This is a genomic window from Microbacterium sp. NPDC019599, assembly GCF_040632175.1.
Classification (GTDB): domain Bacteria; phylum Actinomycetota; class Actinomycetes; order Actinomycetales; family Microbacteriaceae; genus Microbacterium.
Map to the genome: position 1 here is coordinate 142380 of NZ_JBEYBL010000010.1, position 20234 is coordinate 162613.

The 20234-nt window shown below is 69.2% G+C and carries 19 protein-coding genes; 7 read left to right on the forward strand and 12 right to left on the reverse strand.

The features are described 5' to 3' along the window. Positions 1-138: 138 nt before the first annotated feature. Together ABZ477_RS16225 and ABZ477_RS16230 are read right to left on the reverse strand one after the other, a co-directional pair. Entirely contained in the window at positions 139-1566 is a 1428-nt protein-coding gene (locus ABZ477_RS16225; protein ID WP_360135298.1) for a CCA tRNA nucleotidyltransferase, read from the reverse strand. Between the two features lie 347 nt (positions 1567-1913). Then, positions 1914-3449, reverse strand: a complete 1536-nt coding sequence (locus ABZ477_RS16230; RefSeq protein WP_360135300.1) for a methyltransferase — start codon at positions 3447-3449, stop codon at positions 1914-1916. Between the two features lie 118 nt (positions 3450-3567). Here ABZ477_RS16230 and ABZ477_RS16235 point away from each other — a divergent pair, with 118 nt between their 5' ends. The 5 genes from ABZ477_RS16235 (at position 3568) to ABZ477_RS16255 (ending at position 9628) form a co-directional block, all read left to right on the forward strand. Further along, on the forward strand, positions 3568-5859 hold the full coding sequence (locus ABZ477_RS16235) for a DUF6049 family protein (RefSeq protein WP_360135302.1): 2292 nt from the start codon (positions 3568-3570) through the stop codon (positions 5857-5859). Beyond that, a complete protein-coding gene (gene murJ, locus ABZ477_RS16240) occupies positions 5856-7454 on the forward strand; it encodes a murein biosynthesis integral membrane protein MurJ (protein ID WP_360135304.1) in 1599 nt (532 codons plus the stop codon). The genes ABZ477_RS16235 and murJ overlap by 4 nt, the downstream gene beginning before the upstream one ends. 143 nt (positions 7455-7597) lie before the next feature. Next, positions 7598-8584: a thioredoxin-disulfide reductase gene (trxB, locus tag ABZ477_RS16245; RefSeq protein WP_360135306.1), complete on the forward strand. Its 987-nt coding sequence runs from the start codon at positions 7598-7600 to the stop codon at positions 8582-8584. 73 nt (positions 8585-8657) lie between these two features. Beyond that, the gene (gene trxA, locus ABZ477_RS16250; protein ID WP_360135308.1) at positions 8658-8981 is read left to right on the forward strand and encodes a thioredoxin; all 324 of its coding nucleotides are present in this window, start codon (positions 8658-8660) and stop codon (positions 8979-8981) included. A gap of 224 nt (positions 8982-9205) precedes the next feature. Further along, positions 9206-9628 carry a YciI family protein gene (locus tag ABZ477_RS16255; protein WP_360135310.1) on the forward strand — a complete coding sequence of 141 codons (423 nt, stop codon included), beginning with the start codon at positions 9206-9208 and terminating at the stop codon, positions 9626-9628. A 14-nt stretch (positions 9629-9642) separates the two neighbouring features. On the opposite strand, the gene ABZ477_RS16260 is transcribed toward ABZ477_RS16255, so the two are convergent. Beyond that, a complete protein-coding gene (locus tag ABZ477_RS16260) occupies positions 9643-9990 on the reverse strand; it encodes a tryptophan synthase subunit alpha (RefSeq protein ID WP_360135312.1) in 348 nt (115 codons plus the stop codon). Between the two features lie 59 nt (positions 9991-10049). Between ABZ477_RS16260 and ABZ477_RS16265 the strand changes: the two genes are divergently transcribed. Beyond that, on the forward strand, positions 10050-11309 hold the full coding sequence (locus ABZ477_RS16265) for a sigma-70 family RNA polymerase sigma factor (RefSeq protein ID WP_360135385.1): 1260 nt from the start codon (positions 10050-10052) through the stop codon (positions 11307-11309). Here ABZ477_RS16265 and ABZ477_RS16270 read toward each other — a convergent pair. From ABZ477_RS16270 to rpmH, 9 genes are all read right to left on the reverse strand, one after another. Continuing rightward, a complete protein-coding gene (locus ABZ477_RS16270; protein WP_360135314.1) occupies positions 11306-12283 on the reverse strand; it encodes a ParB/RepB/Spo0J family partition protein in 978 nt (325 codons plus the stop codon). The genes ABZ477_RS16265 and ABZ477_RS16270 overlap by 4 nt on opposite strands. Beyond that, the gene (locus ABZ477_RS16275) at positions 12283-13215 is read right to left on the reverse strand and encodes a ParA family protein (protein WP_360135316.1); all 933 of its coding nucleotides are present in this window, start codon (positions 13213-13215) and stop codon (positions 12283-12285) included. Before ABZ477_RS16275 ends, ABZ477_RS16270 begins: the two co-directional genes overlap by 1 nt. A gap of 771 nt (positions 13216-13986) precedes the next feature. Then, positions 13987-14313, reverse strand: coding sequence for a GIY-YIG nuclease family protein (locus ABZ477_RS16280; RefSeq protein WP_360135318.1), 327 nt, complete (start codon positions 14311-14313; stop codon positions 13987-13989). A 786-nt stretch (positions 14314-15099) separates the two neighbouring features. After that, complete coding sequence (gene rsmG, locus ABZ477_RS16285) at positions 15100-15732, reverse strand: 16S rRNA (guanine(527)-N(7))-methyltransferase RsmG (RefSeq protein ID WP_360135320.1); 633 nt, start codon at positions 15730-15732, stop codon at positions 15100-15102. A gap of 19 nt (positions 15733-15751) precedes the next feature. Beyond that, positions 15752-16264 (reverse strand): R3H domain-containing nucleic acid-binding protein, encoded by a 513-nt coding sequence (locus ABZ477_RS16290; RefSeq protein WP_360135322.1) that lies wholly within the window; start codon positions 16262-16264, stop codon positions 15752-15754. Positions 16265-16323: 59 nt separating this feature from the next. After that, on the reverse strand, positions 16324-17427 hold the full coding sequence (gene yidC / locus ABZ477_RS16295; protein WP_360135387.1) for a membrane protein insertase YidC: 1104 nt from the start codon (positions 17425-17427) through the stop codon (positions 16324-16326). Positions 17428-17496: 69 nt separating this feature from the next. Beyond that, complete coding sequence (gene yidD, locus ABZ477_RS16300) at positions 17497-17847, reverse strand: membrane protein insertion efficiency factor YidD (protein ID WP_360135324.1); 351 nt, start codon at positions 17845-17847, stop codon at positions 17497-17499. Continuing rightward, positions 17844-18182, reverse strand: a complete 339-nt coding sequence (gene rnpA, locus ABZ477_RS16305) for a ribonuclease P protein component (protein ID WP_360135326.1) — start codon at positions 18180-18182, stop codon at positions 17844-17846. The genes yidD and rnpA overlap by 4 nt, the downstream gene beginning before the upstream one ends. Positions 18183-18191: 9 nt before the next feature. Then, positions 18192-18329 (reverse strand): 50S ribosomal protein L34, encoded by a 138-nt coding sequence (gene rpmH / locus ABZ477_RS16310; RefSeq protein WP_036304730.1) that lies wholly within the window; start codon positions 18327-18329, stop codon positions 18192-18194. Positions 18330-18636: 307 nt separating this feature from the next. On the opposite strand from rpmH, the gene dnaA reads away from it, so the two are divergent. After that, entirely contained in the window at positions 18637-20082 is a 1446-nt protein-coding gene (gene dnaA / locus ABZ477_RS16315; RefSeq protein ID WP_360135329.1) for a chromosomal replication initiator protein DnaA, read from the forward strand. The last annotated feature ends 152 nt before the right edge of the window (positions 20083-20234 follow it).

The window sequence follows — 20234 nt, forward strand, 5'->3', positions numbered from 1 at the left end:
GAGCGAGCGAAGCGAGACGAAACGGGCCCACCCGACGAGTGGCCGCCCGTTGGCGAGGCGCGTTTCGTCTCGTCGCTTCGCTCCTCGCTCAACGACCGAGATCTGACTGGCCGCCCGTGGGAGTCGGACCCCGGCGGGTCAGGCCCGGGCGGCCCACCACTCGGTCAGGCGGCGCTCGGCCTCAGCCGGGCCGATCAGCCCTTCGTCGAGCCGGATGTCGAGCAGGAACCGGTACGCCTCGCCGACCTCACGGCCGGGGCCGATGCCCAGGAGCTCCTGGATGCGGTTGCCGTCGAGCTCGGGACGCATCGCGTCGAGCTCCTCCTGCGCCGCAAGCTCGCCGATGCGGCGCTCGATGTCGTCGTAGGCGCCTGCGAGACGCGCGGCCTTGCGCTTGTTGCGGGTCGTGACGTCGGCGCGGGTCAGGATGTGCAGGCGCTCGAGCTCGGCTCCGGCATCCCGTACATAGCGGCGGACGGCCGAGTCGGTCCACGCGCCCTCCGCGTACCCGAAGAACCGGAGGTGCAGCTCGATGAGCCGCGACACGACCCCGATCGTGTCGGAGTCGAAGCGCAGGGCTTGCAGGCGCTTCTTCGCCATGCGCGCGCCGCGGATGTCGTGGTGATGGAACGTCACGCCGCCACCCGGCTCGAGCTTGCGCGTCGACGGCTTCCCGATGTCGTGCAGGAGCGCCGCGAGCCGCAGCGGCACGTCGGGCGCAGCATCCGGATACCGCGCCTCTTCCAGCTCGATCGCCTGCCGGAGCACCGTGAGGGAATGCTCGTAGACGTCCTTGTGGTGGTGGTGCTCATCGACTTCGAGGCGGAGGGCGGGGATCTCGGGAAGGAAGACGTCCATGATCCCGGTCTCGACGAGCAGACTGATGCCTCGCACGGGGTCATCGGACTTCAGCAGCCGGCTCAGCTCGCCCTGGATGCGTTCGGGGCTCACGATCGACAGCGTCTCGCGCAGCTCCCCGATCGCCTCGGTCGTCGCGGGATCGACCTCGAACCCGAGCTGCGCGGAGAACCGCGCCGCTCGGAGCATGCGCAGCGGGTCGTCGCCGAAGCTCACCCGCGGGTCGGTCGGAGTGCGCAGGCGGTGCGCGAGGAGGTCCTCGACGCCGCCGGTCGGATCGACGAGCGTACGTCCGGGCACGCGGAGCGCCATCGCGTTGACGGTGAAGTCGCGCCTCACGAGGTCACCCTCGAGCGTGTCGCCGAACTCGACGGTCGGCTTGCGCGTCACGCCGTCGTAGCTGTCGGCGCGGTACGTCGTGATCTCGACCTGCTCGCCCGCGATGCGCGCGCCGATCGTGCCGAAGTCCCGTCCGACGTCCCACTGGGCCGAGCTGATGGGCGTGACGATCTCGAGGATGTCGTCGGGGCGAGCATCCGTCGTGAAGTCGAGGTCGTTGGTCGTGCGGCCGAGCAGCGCATCGCGCACGGGTCCGCCGACGATCGCGAGCTCGCGCCCCGCGTCGGCGAAGGCGCGGCCGAGTGTCGCGACGACGGGCGACTCGGCGAGCGCACCCAGGCGCTGCACGCCGTCGGCCATGTTGAGCATGCCCTCGAGCCTAGCGAGCGGCGCTGCATGAACCCGGTCCGGGCAGGGCCGCACCGCTGCGGCTTCGGAGCCGGCACGGCCCGTCGGCGATCGTCGGGACGTCGAAGCCGGGGTGGCAGCGATCAGACCGCCGGGTGCGAGATCGACGAGGGCACGATGAATCCCGCATAGGCGGGCGAGGGAACGCGCGATCGCCACCACCCCGGGGAGTGTCACGAGAGCAGCGACGTCTTGGCGAGCCGGTCGGCGCACCGACCTGATCCCCACGACCATCCCCGGCCCCCGCCGGATCCCCAGATGAACGAAATGCTGGCCCCAGGCGGCACGCCGTGTCAACAGCGGAGCGGCTACCCGGTGATGGAGAGGAACCCCGTGAAGACCAGTTCGCGCACGCCGGGCAGGACATCGGCGCGCAGTGCCGCCGCGTCGACCTCGAGCAGCTCCGCGATCGCGTCGATGAGAGCACCGACACTGAGGTCGCCGTCGGACGCGCCGACGAGTGCCGCGAGCGCGGGATCCGCCGTGATCGTCCGTCCGAGCCCGCCGCCCTGACGAAGCTCGATGACGCTCGGCGCGTCCTCTCCGGGAAGGTGGTGCCGAGCCTCCGTCACGTCGGGCGAGACCTGGAGGACGGATGCTGCCAGCCCGTCGTCGTCCAGGGCGGCCAGCGCGTCGTGCGCGGCGAGCGCGTCCGCGAGATGCCGTCCGAGCCCGGCGCCGGTGCGGGCCTCGCCGACCCGCTCGTAGCGCGCCAGTGCGGGCGCCCCCGCGAGGGGGCGCCGCAGCAGGATGTACCCGAATCCGACGGCCTCGACCTTCCGGTCCGCGAAGTCGTCCAGCCACGCCTGCGCGAGCCGCGCGAACTCGGGGTCGCCCGGCACCGTGCCCCCGTCGCGGATCCACAGCTCGGCATAGGCGAGCGGGTCCAGGAGCTCGCGCTGGATGACCCACGCGTCCAGCGGCACCGCCGACGCCTCGACCCAGCCCCGGACGCGATCGAGTCCGTCCACTCCGTCGCGCGTCTCCCAATTGCCCAGCAGCTGTGCGACGCCGCCGGGCTCGAGGTGGGCGCCGACCCCGCGCACGAACGCGGCGACGAGGTCGTCGCCCAGCATCCCGCCGTCCCGGTACTCGTATGCGGGGACTCCCGCGACACGCGGGGTGATGACGAACGGAGGGTTCGAAGCGATGCGGTCGAACAGCTCGCCCGCGACCGGCTCGAAGAGGCTGCCCGCGCGCAGCTCGATCCCGTCGACGCCGTTGAGCAGGGCGTTGAGCTCGGCGAAGCGCAGAGCGCGCACCGAGATGTCCGTCGCGACGACGTCGTCGATGTTCTGTCGCGCGCGCAGCGCCTGGATCCCGCATCCCGTCCCGACGTCGAGTCCGCGCCGTGCGGGCGTCGGCAGCTGGAGCGCCGCGAGAGTGAGCGAGGCTCCCCCGACGCCGAGGACGTGGTCCTCCGGAAGGGGTCCGCCGAGCGCGGCTTCGTCGAGGTCGCTCGCGACCCACCATTCGCCGTCGCCCGTCTCATCGGCGAACGCCTGCGGCCGGATGAGCGCGAGGGGACGGATGCTGTCGCCCTCCGCCTGCGCAAGCCCGACCTCGACGATTCCTGCGCCGCCCGTGCGGGGAAGCGCTGCCGCGACGAGGTCGGCGGGCTGCGGCATCCCGAGGGTGAAGAGCCGTGCGAGGACGGCGAGGGCGTCCGTCCGCCCCCCGAGCGCGCGTTCGGCGGGGAAGCGGAGTCCGCGCGCGATCGCGTCGTCGGCGATCTCGCCCCACGCGGCGCGGACCGTCGCCGAGCGGTAGCGGGCGTCGCGCAGGTCGTCGGCGAGGCCTCGGCAGATCCGCGGATCGGGAGCGGGGAGCGGAAGGGGAGTCACCGGTCCATTCAACCCCGGGGCCGCGACCCGCGCCTGCGGCTCGGGGCACACAGAGGCCGCCACCGTAGAATCGCAGTCGATCGTGCGGTCCTTCAATCGCACAGGAGCGAACGCCAGCATGATTGAGTCCCCCACGCGCCCCCTGCCGTCCGCGCGACGTCTCCGCGCGCGACTCGGGGTCGCTGTCGGGATCGCCGCGCTGCTCGTCGGCGTGGGCGTGGCACCCGCATCCGGCGAGACGACGCCGTCGCCGATCCCGACGCCGACGGCCGAGCCCGGCGAGGCGGTCTTCACGCTCTCGCCCATCTCGGGCGGCGTCATGCAGCCGGGCGAAGGGCTCACCGTCTCGGTCACGATGACGAACGACCGCTTCACGCCGACCTCGGCGGGCACGGTCTCGCTCGCCTTCGGCGGGACCGCTCTCGGCGACCGCTCGAAGCTCACGGCATGGCTCGCCGGCGACCTCACCGCGATCGTCTCCGACGTCGCCGCGGACGCGTTCCCGTCCGTCGAGGCGGGTGAGGACGAGACCCGCGGACTGCACGTCGATGCCGCCGAGGCGCCGCTGGCAGGTCTCGCACCCGGCGTGTATCCCGTCGTCGCAACACTCACCACTGCGGACGAGACGTTCACGTCGACGAGCGCCGTCGTCGTCCCCGATGAGACCCGCGACGAGGCCGGTGTCGGCGTCGTCGTTCCGGTGACTGCCCGAGCGACAGCGCAGGGCCTCCTCACGGCGGATGAGCTCGTCGAGCTCACAGGGCCGGAGGGCTCGCTCACGAACGTCCTCGACGCCGTCGACGGCACCGATGCGATCCTCGCCGTCGACCCCGCGATCGTCGCAGCGATCCGCGTGCTCGGCACGTCGGCGCCCGAGACGGCGGCGCAGTGGCTCGCCCGGCTCGACGCGCTGCCGAACACGCGCTTCGCACTGCAGTTCGGGGATGCGGATGTCGCGACCGAGGTGCAGGCCGGAATCGTGCCCCCCATGCGCGCGACCTCGCTCCAGGCGTACATGACGGCGGACGACTTCACGCCCGGCGAGGTCCAGACGCCCGCGCCGTCGGCGAGCCCGACGGTCGATCCGACCGCTCCCGTCTACCCCGGCACGGACGAGCTCCTCGATGTCAGCGCCGACCGTCCGGGTGTGTTCTGGCCCGCGACGGGGTCGGCCGGCTCCGACGTCGTGGCGGTCCTCGGCGGCCTGACCGTCGATGAGGAGCCGGGCCTCACGGTCATTCCCTCGTCGACGACCGTCGCGGGCGCGGGCGGTGCGACCGTCGCCGCCGCGGGCACCGCCGGCGATGCCGCCGTGCTCGTGTACGACTCGGCGATCTCGCAGGAGCTCGAGGAGGCATCCGTCCTGGATGCCGCACCCCTCCGCGGCGCGCATCTGGCCGCCGCCTCGGCCTACCTCGCGTTCGCGCTCGGCGAGACCGGCGGCGGCCCGCTCCTGGTGACGGTGGACCGCGCGGACGACCGCTCCCGCGTGGCCCTGCGCACCGCCATCACGACGGCGCTCGACACTCCCTCCGCCGACCCCGTCACGCTCGACGACCTCACCGACGCGGCGACGCGGAGCCTCGATGTCGTCGACATCGCGCCCGACGCAGAACGCGTCGCCGCGGCATCCGCCTTCGTCGACGGCGAGGACGAGATCACCCAGTTCGCGTCGATCCTGGACGACCCGGGACTGCTCACGCAGCCGGAGCGCGCCGAGATCCTCCAGCTGCTCGGCAACGCCTGGCGCCCGCAGCCCGTCGAGTGGAACGCCGCCGTCGTGCAGCATCGCGCCGAGACCGCCACGACGCTCGACTCGGTCGGGATCCTCCGCGCGAGCCCCATCCAGCTCATCACGTCCGGCGCCGTCATCCCCGTGTGGGTCCGCAACGACCTCCCGTACCCCGCCAACGTGACGCTCTTCGCGACGCCGGACGACCTCCGCCTGCGCGTCCAGCCGGCCACGAGCGTGGTCGCGCAGCCTCAGAGCAACACGCGGGTCGAGGTGCCGCTTCAGGCGCAGCTCGGCAGCGGCGACGTCCTCATCTCATTCGAGCTGCGCAGCCCCACCGGCGTCCCGATCGGCGACCCCCAGACGCGCGAGGTCCACGTCCGTGCCGAATGGGAGGCCATCGGCCTCGTCGTCATCGGCGTGTTCGGCGTCGGCTTCCTCCTCCTGGGCGTCGTGCGCACGGTGCTGCGCCGCCGGCGACGGGCAGCGGATGCCGAGGCGGTCGCGAAGGCGGAGCCTGGGGCGGATGCCGGGCCGGAGCTTCCGGATGCGGCCGCGACGGAGACTCCGGATGCTGGAGCCTCGGCCTCCGCGGGTCCCGACGCCCCGACCGCCGCCGACCGCGACGCGGTGCCCCCGTCCCGCGAGGACGACGAGCCCCGGGAGCCCGCCCGATGAGCGGCATCGCCCGCGCGAGCGCGCTGATCGGTGCGGGCACCCTCGTCTCGCGCCTCACTGGCCTGCTGCGCACGATCGTGCTCGTCGCCGCGATCGGATCGGTGCAGAGCCGGGCCGGCGACGCGTTCGCCGTCGCCAACCAGCTCCCGAACAACATCTACGCGATCATCTCGACGGGCCTGCTGACGGCCGTCATCGTGCCGCAGATCGTCAAGGCCGCCGGGCACGCCGACGGCGGTCGGGCCTTCATCTCGAAGCTCCTCACCCTCGGCACGGTCGTGCTTCTGGCGACGACCGCGGTCGCGATGGCCGTCGCCCCGTGGCTCGTCCACCTCTACGCGCGGGATTTCGCGGCCGATCAGCTCGCCCTCGCGACGGCGTTCGCCTACTGGTGCCTCCCGCAGATCTTCTTCTACGGCCTGTTCGCCCTCCTCGGCGAGATCCTCAACGCGCGGCGCGTGTTCGGGCCGTACACGTGGGCGCCGATCGTCAACAACCTCGTGTCGATCGCCGGCTTCGCGATCTTCATCCTGCTTTTCGGCCCCGAGCAGACGGTCGTGTCGGAGTGGACGGACGGAATGGTCGCGGTCCTGGCCGGCACGGCGACAGCCGGCATCGTCCTGCAGACGGTGCTGCTGCTCCTGTTCTGGCGGCGCGCAGGCCTGCACCTGCGCCCCGACTTCCGCTGGCGCGGCGTCGGACTCAACCACCTCGGCAGGCTCGCGGGCTGGACGTTCCTCATGGTCGTCGCCGGCCAGCTCGCGGGCATCGTCCAGTCGAACGTCCTGGCGAGCGCCTCCGGTGAGGGCGCGTCCGTCTTCGCGACGCAGAACGCGTGGCTCATCTTCATGCTCCCGTACTCGATCATCGTGCTGTCGATCGGGACCCCGTACTTCACCCAGCTGAGCGAGCACGCGCACGCGGGACGCGACGACGACGTCCGCGCCGACATCGGGACCAGCATCCGCACCCTCGGCCTGTTCACGGTTCTCGCGACCGCGGCGCTCGCGGTCGCGTCGGTGCCGGCATCCCGCATCTTCACGAACTCGCCGTCGCAGGCGCAGCAGGCAGCCCTCGTGCTCGTGTGCTTCCTCGTGTCGCTCGTGCCCCTGGCCGTCCTCTTCGTCGTGCAGCGCACGTTCTACGCCTACGACGACACGCGCACGCCCTTCTTCTTCACTCTCCTGCAGACGGCCCTCGTCGTCGCGACGGCACTCATCGCCCAGGCGACGGTGCCGGTCGAGTACCTCGCCGCAGGCGTCGCGCTCGGCCAGTCGATCTCGAGCACCATCCAGGTGGTCGTCGCGACGTGGCTCCTGCACCGCCGGCTCGGCGGAATCGGCGTCGGGCGATGGATGCTGTCACTCACCCGCTTCGCGATCGCCGCGGTCCCCGCCGGCGCGGCCGGCTGGGGCACATTCCTCCTCCTCGGCGGCGTCGAAGGCTGGACCGTCTCCGACCGTCTGCTCGGCGCCGTCGGCACCGCCATCATCGGCGCTGTCGCCGCCGTCGTGTACCTCGCCGTCCTCGCGCTGCTGCGTGCGCCCGAGCTCGAGGTCGTCAAACCGCTCCTGCAGCGGCTCCGCCGGCGCTGAATGGACTGCTGACCAGCGGGTCAGTGTGAGTCGCGGGCGAATCGCCGGGGCAGGTTCTGTGAACCGCGTCATACCGCCGGGCAGCGGAATACCCCGCGCTTACCATTGGTTGAGTCATCCGGAACTCACACAAGGGGGCTGACGTGCGTCACGTCATCATCATCGGATCTGGTCCTGCGGGCTACACGGCGGCCATCTACGCCGCGCGCGCCAACCTCGAGCCGCTCGTGATCGCGAGCTCGGTCGAGGCGGGCGGCGAGCTCATGAACACGACCGATGTCGAGAACTTCCCCGGATTCCCCGATGGCATCCAGGGTCCGGACCTCATGACGAAGATGCAGGAGCAGGCGGAGCGCTTCGGCGCCGAGGTCGTCTACGACGACGTCGTGGACCTCGACATCTCGGGACCGGTCAAGCGCGTGACGCTCGGCAGCGGCGCCGTCCACGAGGCGACGTCGCTCATCTATGCGACGGGCTCGGCGCACCGCAAGATCGGCATCGAGGGCGAAGAGCGCCTCTCCGGACGCGGCGTCTCGTACTGCGCGACGTGCGACGGCTTCTTCTTCCGCGAGCGCACGATCGCCGTCGTCGGCGGCGGCGACTCGGCGATGGAGGAGGCGACGTTCCTCACGAAGTTCGCCTCCAAGGTCTACGTCATCCACCGCCGCGACGAGCTGCGCGCCTCGAAGATCATGCAGGCGCGCGCTTTCGCGAACCCCAAGATCGAGTTCATCTGGAACAGCGAGGTCGTCGACATCCTCGGCGGCGAGACCGTCGAGGGCGTAGTGCTCGAGTCCACGGTCGACGGCTCGCGCAGCGACCTCGCACTCGACGGCGTGTTCGTCGCGATCGGAAACGACCCGCGCACGCACCTCGTGCACGACAAGCTCGAGCTCACGTCCGCCGGCACCATCTGGGTCGAGGGCCGCTCGTCGCGCACGTCGCAGGCCGGCGTCTTCGCAGCCGGTGACGTCATCGACCCCACGTACCGCCAGGCCGTGACCGCGGCCGGCACCGGCACCGTCGCCGCCCTCGACGTCGAGCACTTCCTCGCTTCGCTCGGCGAAGCGGGGGCACCGGACGTCGTCGGCGACCAGATCGAAGGCCTCGCCGAGGTCGACGCGGCCTGATCCAGCCGGGGAACATCCGAGCCCGCCCGGACGTTCGCCCTATATAGACGTGCCCATCGAAGGAGAAAACCCTATGACCGCCAAGGCCACCAGCTCTCACACGTGGAACGAGGACGTCCTCCAGGCCGACGGCCCCGTGCTCGTCGACTTCTGGGCGGAGTGGTGCGGCCCGTGCCGCATGGTCTCGCCCATCCTGGACCAGATCCAGGCCGAGAACCCCGACAAGCTCACGATCCTCAAGCTCAACGTGGACGAGAACCCCGACCTCGCGATGAAGTACCAGATCACGTCGATCCCGGCGATGAAGGTGTTCAACAAGGGCCAGATCGAGACGACGATCATCGGCGCCAAGCCGAAGTTCGCCCTCGAGCAGGACCTCGCGCCGTACCTCGCGTAATCGGCCGGCCGGCTTCGAAAGCCCCGGTGCCCAGCGGATTCCCCGCCGAGCACCGGGGCTTCTTCGTTGCTCCTCGGATTCATGCCTCTCGCGGCATCCTTGTCTTTCCGGAGAAACTTCACGGAGGATGTCGATATCGGCGTCTCCCGTTCGACGCACCTGGTGAGCGGCCGAATCGAGCCGCCTCCGGGCCGCAAGCGCCCGATGATGACAAGGAGCGAGAAATGCGCTGGATGCTGATCATGCAGGTCGACCCCCAGACCGCCCCGCCGATGGAGAGCCTCGATCTGTCCGAGGTCGTCGCCGTCATGGGCGCGTACAACGAAGAGCTTCAGAAGGCCGGTGTCTTCCTCACGGCGGAGGGCCTCTCCGACGCGAGCGACGGCTTCCGGCTCGACTTCTCGTCGCAGCCGCCCGTCGTCACGGACGGCCCGTACGCCGAGGCACGCGAGGTGTTCACGGGCTTCTGGATCCTCGAGGTCGCCAGCCGAGAGGAGGCCGAGCACTGGGCGCGCAAGTGCCCGCTCGGGCCGGGCATGGCCCTCGAGGTGCGGCGGGTCAACGAGTTCTCGGACTTCGAGCTCGACGATCCCACCGTCAACGAATGGGCCACGAAGGCGCAGGAGTGGCGGGCTGCGAACGCCTGAACCGGATGCTGCGACTACGACGCGTCGGCACGCACCACCGCATCCCAGCGGCGGTGCGTGTTGGCGTCTCCGAGAAGACGCCAGACGGCGCGCGTGAGAGGCGGATAGTCCAGCGCGATCTGGCGCAGCACGCGGTAGTGGCGCGCGGCATTGGGTCGCGATCCGCCGTCGGCCGTGATGTTCTCGGCCCGCAGCGTGAAGACCACGAGCTCGTCGACCGTCGGCAGGTCTTCCATGAACTCCCACGGATCCTCGCCCGCGCGAAGCCGCTCGTGCACAAGCACCGAGAGCTCGTCGGCGGCTTCGGCGCGCAGCAGTTCGAGGCTCGCCCTGCGGCGGGGGTTCTCGTCGTGCGTCGCCATTCCTCCAGCCTAAGGGCCTGTCCCGACTCCCCGTCCCGCAGCCGGCGGTGTGCGTGACGGTGGACGACCTGCACATCCGACGCGCCATCGAGGCAGTCTGGCGGTCCGAATCGGCGCGGATCGTCGCCGCGCTCACACGTCGTACCGGCGACTTCGCGTGGGCGGAGGACCTCGCACAGGACGCGCTGCTGGAAGCCCTCGCATCGTGGCCGGATGCCGGCATCCCCGACAATCCCGGCGCCTGGCTCCTGACGGTGGCCAAGCGACGCGCGATCGACGGCTGGCGGCGGCGGGAGCGGCTCGAGGAGCGGATCGGGATGATGGGCCACGGCGCTCTCCTCTCCGAAACCCCCGACGCCGTCGACGTGGCCGCGGACCCGGACCGCATCGACGACGACGTGCTGCGGCTCGTCTTCGTCGCGTGCCACCCCGTGCTCGCGCCCGCCGCGCGGCTCGCGCTCACTCTCCGCACGGTCGCAGGGCTCACGACGGAGCAGATCGCGCGCGTCATGCTCCTGCCGGTGTCGACCGTGCAGCAGCGTATCGTCCGGGCCAAGCGCGCCCTCGCGGACGCGGAGGTGCCGTTCGAGATCCCCGATCGCACGCAGCGGCCCGCGCGGCTCGCGAGCGTACTCCAGGTCGTGTACCTGCTCTTCACGGAGGGCTACGCGCCGGCGGTCGGCTCGCAGCCCTTCCGTCCTGACGTCGCACGCGAGGCCGTGCGGCTCGCGCGCCAGCTCGCCGCGCTCGCTCCGGACGAGCCCGAGGTCTATTCGCTGACGGCGCTCATGGAGTTCCAGTCCTCGCGCTTCGCCGCCCGGACGGATGCCGAGGGCCTGCCTCTCACGATCGCCCAGCAGGACCGGTCCCGCTGGGACCGCTCGGCCATCGCACGTGGACGAGCCGCGCTCGCGCGAGCCGAGTCCTTCGATCGCGGGCTGGGCTACTACGGTCTGCAGGCCGCGGTCGCGGAGCGCCACGCGATCGCGTCCTCGACGGACGAGACCGACTGGTCCCTCATCGTCGCGCTGTACGACGGTCTCCTCGAGCTCGCCCCGTCGCCCGTCGTGCGGCTCAATCGGGCCGTGGCCGTCTCGATGGTCGACGGTGCGGACGCCGCCCTCGCCGAGGTCGACCGCCTCGCGCCCGAGCTCGAATCGTTCCGGCCGTTCCACGGCGTCCGCGCCGAGCTCCTCGAGCGTACTGGGCGGACGGACGCTGCCGTCGCGGCCTTCCTCAGGGCCGCCGCGCTGCCCGGCAACGCGGCCGAGACCGAGGTGCTTCGCCGCCGGGCTGCGGCTCGGGCCGGCGACGGCTAGTTGCTGCCGTAGCCCGTCTCACCGAGCTCCTCGAGGATCCGGTTGAGATCCTGGATGCTGGCGAAATCGATGTTGATCTGGCCTTTTCGCGCCGTGAGCGAGATGCGGACCCGCGTGTTGAGCCGGTCGCCGAGGCGCTCCGCGACCTCGTCGAGGTGAGCTCGGCGGGAGCCTGCGGTCGGCTTGGGGACGCGCGTGCGCCCAGCATCCGGTGCCTTCGCCGCAGCCTCCGCCGCGCGGACCGAAAGGTCCTCGTTCACGATCTTGTCGGCGAGGCGCTGCATGGCGTCGTTGTCGTCGAGCGAGAGGATCGCGCGCGCGTGGCCTGCCGTCAGGACCCCGGCGGCGACGCGCTGCTGCACGGGCACGGGGAGTTTGAGCAGGCGGATCGTGTTGCTGATCTGCGGTCGCGAGCGCCCGATGCGGGAGGCCAGCTCCTCCTGCGTGATGCCGAAGTCCTCGAGCAGCTGCTGGTACGCCGACGCCTCTTCGAGCGGGTTCAGCTCGCTGCGGTGCAGGTTCTCGAGCAGGGCATCGCGGAGCAGGTGCTCGTCCGCCGTGTCGCGGATGACGGCGGGGATCGAGTCGAGGCCGGCCTCGCGCGCGGCGCGCGTGCGCCGCTCCCCCATGATGAGCTCGTACGTGCCCTCGCCTGTGTCGCGGACCACGACGGGCTGCAGGACGCCGAACTCGCGCACGCTGTGGACGAGCTCGGCGAGGTCCTCCGCGTCGAAATGGGTTCTCGGCTGGCGCGGGTTGGGGACGATCGAGTTCGGATCGATGTGGACGAGACGTGCGCCGGGGACGTCGACCAGGTCCGGCGCATCCTCGTCCTCGTCCGCCTCGACGACCGCTGTGGCAGTGGCAACCGTCGTGCCCCGCGGGAAGAGCACGTCGACGGGACGTGTGTCCGTCGCTTCGCTCGTCGGGATCAGGGCGCCGATACCTCGGCCCAGGCCGGTTCGCTTGGCCATCAGGAAACCTCTCCGTGCGGTTGTGCGCTGTCGCGCTTGATGAGCTCGACAGCAGCCTCGCGGTACGCGATCGCGCCGGCGGAGTGCCCGTCGTATGCGATCACGGTCTGGCCGAAGCTCGGCGCCTCCGAGACGCGGACAGACCGAGGGATGACTGTCCCGAGCACTTCCTTCGCGAAGTGCGTGCGCACCTCCTCGGCGACCTGCTGCGCGAGGCGGGTGCGCGAGTCGTACATGGTCAGGATGATCGTCGAGAGGAACAGCCCGGGATTCAGGTGCTTCTGGATCATCCGCACCGTGCCGAGCAGCTGGCTGAGTCCCTCCAGCGCGTAGTACTCGCACTGGATCGGGATGAGCAGCTCCTGCGCGGCGGTGAAGGCGTTGATGGTCAGAAGCCCGAGCGAGGGCGGGCAGTCGATGATGATGAAGTCGAGCTGCTCGTCCAGGCCTGCGATGTAGTCGTCGAGCGCCGTGCGGAGCCGGTGCTCGCGCGCGACCTGCGAGACGAGCTCGATCTCGGCCCCCGCGAGGTGGATCGTGCTCGGCGCGCACAGCAGGTTCGGCGACTCCGGGCTCGTCTGGATGATGTCGGCGAGCGGGAACTCGTCGATCAGGACGTCGTAGACGGACGGGATGTCAGCGGTGTGCGGCACGCCGAGGGCGGTCGAGGCATTGCCTTGGGGGTCCAAGTCGATCACCAGGACGCGCGCGCCCACGGACGCCAGCGCCGCAGCGAGGTTGACGGTCGTCGTGGTCTTTCCGACGCCGCCCTTCTGGTTCGAGACGGTCAGGACGCGCGTGCGCCCCGACAGCGTGACCGCCGCATCCTCGAGAGCGCGTCGCCGAGCTGTGAGGTCTGCGAGTTCTCGCGCGAGAGGGGTGTCGTCGAACGAGAAGGATGCCGCGGCCTCCGCGTTCTCGGGTTGTTTCACGTGAAACACTCGGCCTTTCTATCGCGTGCAGAGCTCCCTTCCACTCTAGCCGCGCCCACCCCCGCCCCCTTCCTCGCCCCTCCCCTTCCCGGTGGTTGAGTAGCCGACGAAGGAGGCGTATCGAAACCACCGACATCCTGATCTCGATACGCGCTGGGATCTCCGTCAGACGCCGACCTTCCGGTGGTTGAGTAGCCGACGAAGGAGGCGTATCGAAACCACTGACGTCGTGATCTCGATACGCTCGCTTCGTTCGCTACTCGATCACCGGCGCGCCGCCTGATGTTTCACGTGAAACACCGGGGTCAGCGTCCAGCCCCGGTGGTTGAGTAGCCGGCGAAGGAGGCGTATCGAAACCACCGACGTCGTGATCTCGATGCGGGACCTCGCCCACTACTCGAACACCGCGGCGTGAAGCCCGATGTTTCACGTGAAACACATGGCGATTCGCCCCAAGAGGCGCATCGAAACCACTCACTCGCGCTTCCGGCGTCGTGATCTCGATACGCTCGCTTCGCTCGCTACTCGATCACCGCCACGCGGTGATCTCCTCTCCGACGCCCACCCCCGGTGGTTGAGTAGCCGACGAAGGAGGCGTATCGAAACCCCCGACGTGGTGATCTCGATACCCTCGCTTACCGCCGCGATGGGATCTCCGTCAGACGCCGACCTTCCGGTGGTTGAGTAGCCGACGAAGGAGGCGTATCGAAACCACCGATCCCGAGCGGCCACCGCAGCGATCCCTGCCCGCAGGCTCCGCCCGCTACTCGATCATCCGTCTTCCCAGGGCGATTCACCCGAAACATCGCCCGTGCTGTCGCGTTTGGGCTTGCGACTAAGCGGTGGCAGCTTCTCGGTACGCCCTTTGACCAGAGCCAGTCGCTTGACGCGGCCCCACCCTTGAACCTGCTTCTCGCGTCGGAAGGCCTCATCGATTCGGTCGAACTGCTCGCAGTAGAGGAGTCGCACCGGAAGGCGGGACCGCGTGTAGACCGAACCGAGCCCTTCGCTGTGCTCCCAGAGGCGTCGCTCCAGGTCCTTCGTGCTGCCCACGTAGAGAGTTCGGTCTTGGCACTCGAGGATGTACATGAAAGGCATGGCGCCCAGCCTGGTGGCTGATCGAGCTTTCGATGTCGCCTACCGGTGGCCTGGTGCACGCGGCCCATGTGGTCGAGTCTGTGCAGGAGCCGATCCTCAAGGATGTTTCACGTGAAACGCCAGTTCCGACGCAGTGATCTCGATACGCGGGCTCCGCTCGCTACTCGATCACCGGGAAGAAGGCACTCCCGCCCGGTGGTTGAGTAGCCGACGAAGGAGGCGTATCGAAACCACCGAACCTCGAACCACCACACCGTGATCTTGACACGCGGGCTGCGCTCGCTACTCGATCACCGGGAAGAAGGCACTCCCGCCCCGGTGGTTGAGTAGCCGACGAAGGAGGCGTATCGAAACCACCGAACCTCGAACCCTCACACCGTGATCTCGATACACGGGCTCCGCTCGCCACTCGATCACCGCAGCTGGGTCAGCGGCGGCACCGGCGATGAACTCGGTCCTGACCGCCTCCGCCCGCGGTCGTGATCTCGATACGCGGGCTCCGCTCGCTACTCGATCACCGGGAAGAAGGCACTCCCGCCCCGGTGGTTGAGTAGCCGACGAAGGAGGCGTATCGAAACCACCGAACCTAGAACCCTCACACCGTGATCTCGATACGCGGGCTCCGCTCGTTACTCGATCACCGACGCTGCTTAGCCCTGGTCCCACGCCCGGTTGTTGAGTAGCCGACGAAGGAGGCGTATCGAAACCACTGAACCTCGAACCCTCACACCGTGATCTCGATACACGGGCTGCGCTCGCTACTCGATCACCAGCAAAGAGGCGGGTTCAGCGGCGGACGGTGCCTCGCACGACGCGGGTCGGCTCGGGAAGGAGGTCGGCGCCGACCACCTCGACCCGGGCATCCGCGATGCCGAAGCGGCGGAGGGGCTTGACCGCAGCATCGATCTCACCTGCGGCACTGGCGCCCTTCAGGAGGATGAGCTCTCCGCCATCGCGCACGAGCGGCGCTGTGATCGGCACGAGGGTGCGCAGCGCGCTGACGGCGCGTGCGGTGACAGCATCCAGAATCGGCCCGCGCTTCCAGTCCTCCGCGCGAGCGCGGAGCACCTCGACGTTCGACAGGCCCAACTCCGCCACCTGCTCGGTGAGCCATGCAACGCGGCGCTCCATCGGCTCGATCAGGATCCACTCGACGTCAGGTCGCGCGATCGCGAGCACGAGCCCGGGCAGGCCGGCTCCGGAACCGATGTCCGCGACGCGCCCGGAGAAGAGGGGAGCCACGACTGCGCTGTTCAGGATGTGCCGGGACCACAGGCGGGGCGGCTCGAGCGGCCCGATCAGGCCGCGTTCCTCTCCTTGCTCGCCCAGCGCGCGTGTGAAGCGGCGGGCCAGCTCGATGCGGTCACCGAAGACCTGCGCGGCGACCGCCGGCTCGGTCTCGATCTCGATCTCGCTCATCGACGTTTCACGTGAAACGTCAACTGCGGCGGATCACGGTGTGGCGGTCCGCGCCCTCGCCGTACGACTCCGAGATGTATCCGCGGTCGGCGACCATGTCGTGCACGAGCTTGCGCTCGTAGCTCGACATCGCCGGCAGCGATGCCTGAGACGCGCCGTCATCCAGACGTGCGATCGCCCGGTCCACGAGGGTCGAGAGCTGCCGCTCCCGGGTGTCACGGGATCCGCCGATATCGAGGATCAGGCGTGAGAAGCGACCGGTCCGACTCTGCACCGCGATGCGGGTGAGCTCCTGGAGCGCCTGCACGGTGTCGGGCGCCGAGAGCAGCGTGAGCGACTCCTCGTCCTCCGCCTCGATCGACACGTACGCGCGGCCCGCGCGCACGTCGAGCGCGAGGTCACCGTCGATGTCGGCGATGTCGAGGAGCTCCTCGATGTAGTCGGCGGCGATGTCGCCCTCCTGCTCGAGCTGCTCCACCGTGGCGGGTGCGCGCTCGGCGGAGGCGGAGTCGACGGGATCAGTCGTGGTCATGATGGCGTCCTCGGTCATCGATTCGGGATGTCAGGCGGTGGGGAGAGCGGCGCAGCCCGTCAGCGCCCGGCAGAGTCGGGCTTCGCTGAGCCGGAGTCCCCGGACTGAGCCGACCCCGGCTGGGCCGATCCAGGCTTGGTCGATCCCGGGTTGGGGGATCCGCCCTTCTGTGTCTGCTTCTTCGCCCGCTGCTTGCTCACAGGCTGCTGTCGCTTGGGAGCCGCAGCGCGGGCGCGCTCCGCCTCCTCGAGGAGGCGCTGCTGCTCGGCCTGGTACTTCTCCATCGACACGACCTTGCCGGACGAATCGATCGCTTTGCCCTTGCGAGCCAGTCGCTCCTCGCGCTCCTTCGCCGCCTCCGAGCCGGGAGTCGGCATCTCGCGGATGACGAGGAACTGCTGTGCCATCGTCCACAGGTTCGAGATGAACCAGTAGATGACGACACCGAGCGGGAAGAACACGCCCGAGAAGACGAAGCCGAGAGGCAGGATCCAGAGCATGATGCGCTGCATCTGGTACGCCTGGCCGGTCTTGGCCTCGGGCGACAGGTTCTTCGAGATGATCTGCAGCTGCGTGAAGAACTGCGAGGCGATCATGAGCGCCACGAGCGTGACGAGGATGACGATCGCCGTCGTGTTGTTCGAGTTGATGGCGTCGATGAGGGTCTCGTGCAGCGACGCGACGCCGAAGAGCTTGGCGTTGTAGAACTCGAGCGTCAGCTCCGGCGTGAGCGGCCCGACACCGCCGTGACCGCTCTCGGCGTTCACCTTGATCGAGCTCAGCACGGAGTAGAGCGAGAAGAAGACGGGCATCTGCACGAGGATCGGCAGACAGCTCGACACGGGTGTCGTGCCGTGCTTCTTGTAGAGCGCCATCGTCTCGCGGCTCATCGCCTCACGAGAGAGCTGGTCCTTCTTGCCCTTGTACTTCTCCTGAACTTTTCGCAGTTCAGGAGCGATTTCCATCATCTTGCGCTGGCTCTTGATCTGCCGCACGAAGAGCGGAATGAGGGCCGCGCGCACGACGATGACGAGGCCGACGATCGCGAGCACCCACGTGATGCCGGCGGCTGCAGGCAGGCCGATGAACGTGAAGAGAGCGTGCCAGCCGACGAGCACGAGCTCGACCAGCCACTTCAGGGGCCACAGGATGATCCCCAGCAGGTCGAAGCCTCCGGAGCCCGCGGCCGGCGCGGGCGTACTCGTGGCGAGGTACAGCAGATCCGTCACGGATCAGTCCTTTCTCAGGGGCACGACATAACCGTGTGCAGTCAGGTCGTAGCGGAACCGCCGATGCGGCGGGACGTCATCGATGCCGCCCTGCGCCCAGGGATGGCAACGCGCGAGGCGAGCGGCCGTCAGGCCCACCCCCTTCACGACACCGTGCTGCTGCACAGCGCCGACGGCGTACGCCGAGCACGAGGGGTAGTACTTGCACACGTCGCCATAGGTGTGCGAAATGGTCGCACGGTATCCGTGGAGCAGCGCGAGTGCGAGATTGCGGGGGATCAGCGGAACGGCGCGGAGCGAATCGGATGCCTCGAGCCGGCCATCCCCGATCGCGTACGCGGGAAGCACACTCACGCGGCGGCCCTCCGGGCCAGGCAGCGCTCGACTTCCTCGCGGAGATCCGAGAAGTCCGCCGTCGCTGCGGAGGGGAGCGCACGGATGACGATGTCCGACCCGCGGCTCACGCCGTCGAGGCTGCCGGAGCATACGGCTTTGAGCCGTCGGCGCACGGTGTTGCGCACGACGGCTGAGCCGACCTGCTTGCTGACGATGAAGCCGAAGCGGGCGGGACGCTCGTCATCCGAGGTCACGACATACGTGATGGTGTGGGCGGCCGCACAGCGACGGCCCCGACGGACGACGGCCTTGTACTCCGCTCCGCGGGTGAGTCGGTTCGGCCTCGCCAGCACCGCTCGATATCAGGCCGACAGCTCGGTGCGGCCCTTGCCGCGACGAGCCGAGAGGATGGCACGACCGGCGCGAGTGCGCATGCGCGCGCGGAAGCCGTGCTTCTTGGCGCGACGGCGGTTGTTGGGCTGGAAGGTGCGCTTGCTCATTGAGATCACTTCCGGATCAGGTGTCACCGGGACGCTCTGACCGGGGACGCTTGCTTACAGGGAACTGCCACGAGGGCATAAGTCAACCGATTAAGGCTACGTCGAGACGCCCCAGAACTCAAACCGAGCGCATGCCGGCGGCATTATGCACAACATGGGCGCTCGACCCTGGAACCGACACGCGCCCGGATCTACAGTGGAGTTTGCTCGTGAGACGAGCGCTGACTAGCGTGGCTCAGGCAGTTATCCACAGGCACGGGGTGTCATCTCCCCCGGCTCTGAGGCGCAGTTTCCACCCGGGGGGCCCATGTCGCAGCACGAAATTCCAGATGTTCCTGTCTGGACGGCGGTGCTCGACGAACTCACGGTCGACGACCGTGTGACGCCGCAGCTCCACGGCTTCCTCAATCTCGCGGTACCGCAGGGCGTCATGAGCGGCACTCTGTACCTCGACGTCCCCAACGATCTCACAGCGGCGCAGATCAACAAGCGGATGCGCTCGCCCATCATGGAGGCGCTCGCACGCGTCCGTCAGGACGAGCCGGTCGCGACGACGTTCCGCGTCGTCGTGAATCCGGATCTCGCTGACCAGCGACTCACCGCGCCGATCACCGTGCAGTCGGCCGCGCCGTCCGTCGCACCTGAGCCGGTCGCGGCGGCCATGCCCGCGCCGATGCGCGCGCGCCTCGACGACCCGACCGATACGGCATCCTCCCGCTCCGATTCGCGACTGAATCCGAAGTACACCTTCGACAACTTCGTCATCGGCCAGTCCAACCGGTTCGCGCACGCGGCGGCCGTCGCGGTCGCGGAGGCGCCGGCAAAGGCCTACAACCCGCTCTTCATCTACGGCGACTCGGGACTGGGCAAGACGCACCTCCTCCACGCGATCGGCGACTACGCGATCAGCCTGTACGCCGGCATACGCGTCCGCTACGTCTCGAGCGAAGAGTTCACGAACGACTTCATCAACTCGATCGCGAACAACCGCGGATCCGCATTCCAGGCGCGGTACCGGGATGTCGACATCCTGCTGATCGACGACATCCAGTTCCTTCAGGGCCGGGCTGAGACGCAGGAGGCGTTCTTCCACACCTTCAACACGCTGCATGACCACGACAAGCAGGTCGTGATCACCAGCGACGTCCCGCCGAAGCACCTCACGGGCTTCGAGGACCGCATGCGCAGCCGGTTCGAGTGGGGCCTGATCACCGACGTGCAGGCGCCCGACCTCGAGACGCGCATCGCGATCCTCCGCAAGAAGGCGCAATCCGAGCGGCTGCACATCCCCGACGAGGTCCTCGAGTACATCGCGACCGTCGTCTCGTCCAACATCCGCGAGCTCGAGGGCGCTCTCATCCGCGTCTCCGCGTTCGCGAGCCTCAACCGCTCGACGCTGGACATGTCGCTCGCGCAGACCGTGCTGCGCGACATCATCGACCAGGACGACGCGAACGTCATCTCGCCGACCGACATCATCACGGCGACAGCCGCCTACTTCAAACTCACGGTCGACGACCTGTACGGCTCGAGCCGCTCGCAAGCCGTCGCGACCGCACGCCAGATCGCGATGTATCTGTGCCGCGAACGCACGAGCCTGTCCCTCCCCAAGATCGGCCAGCTCTTCGGCAACCGCGATCACACGACCGTCATGTACGCGTACAAGAAGATCAGCGACCTCATGAAGGAGCGCCGCTCGATCTACAACCAGGTCTCGGAGATCACCGCCCAGCTCGGCCGCGGCGGCCGCTGACCGCTCTTTCCGCGAAGGGCCCGTCCAGCCGGACGGGCCCTTCGCAACCTCTCCCGGCCTCCCTGACGAGTCCGACACCGCCCGCATTCCCTTCGGGGGATCGGATGCTGCTCCCCCCGTCCCCGACGAACCCGCCACGGCACGTCATATGC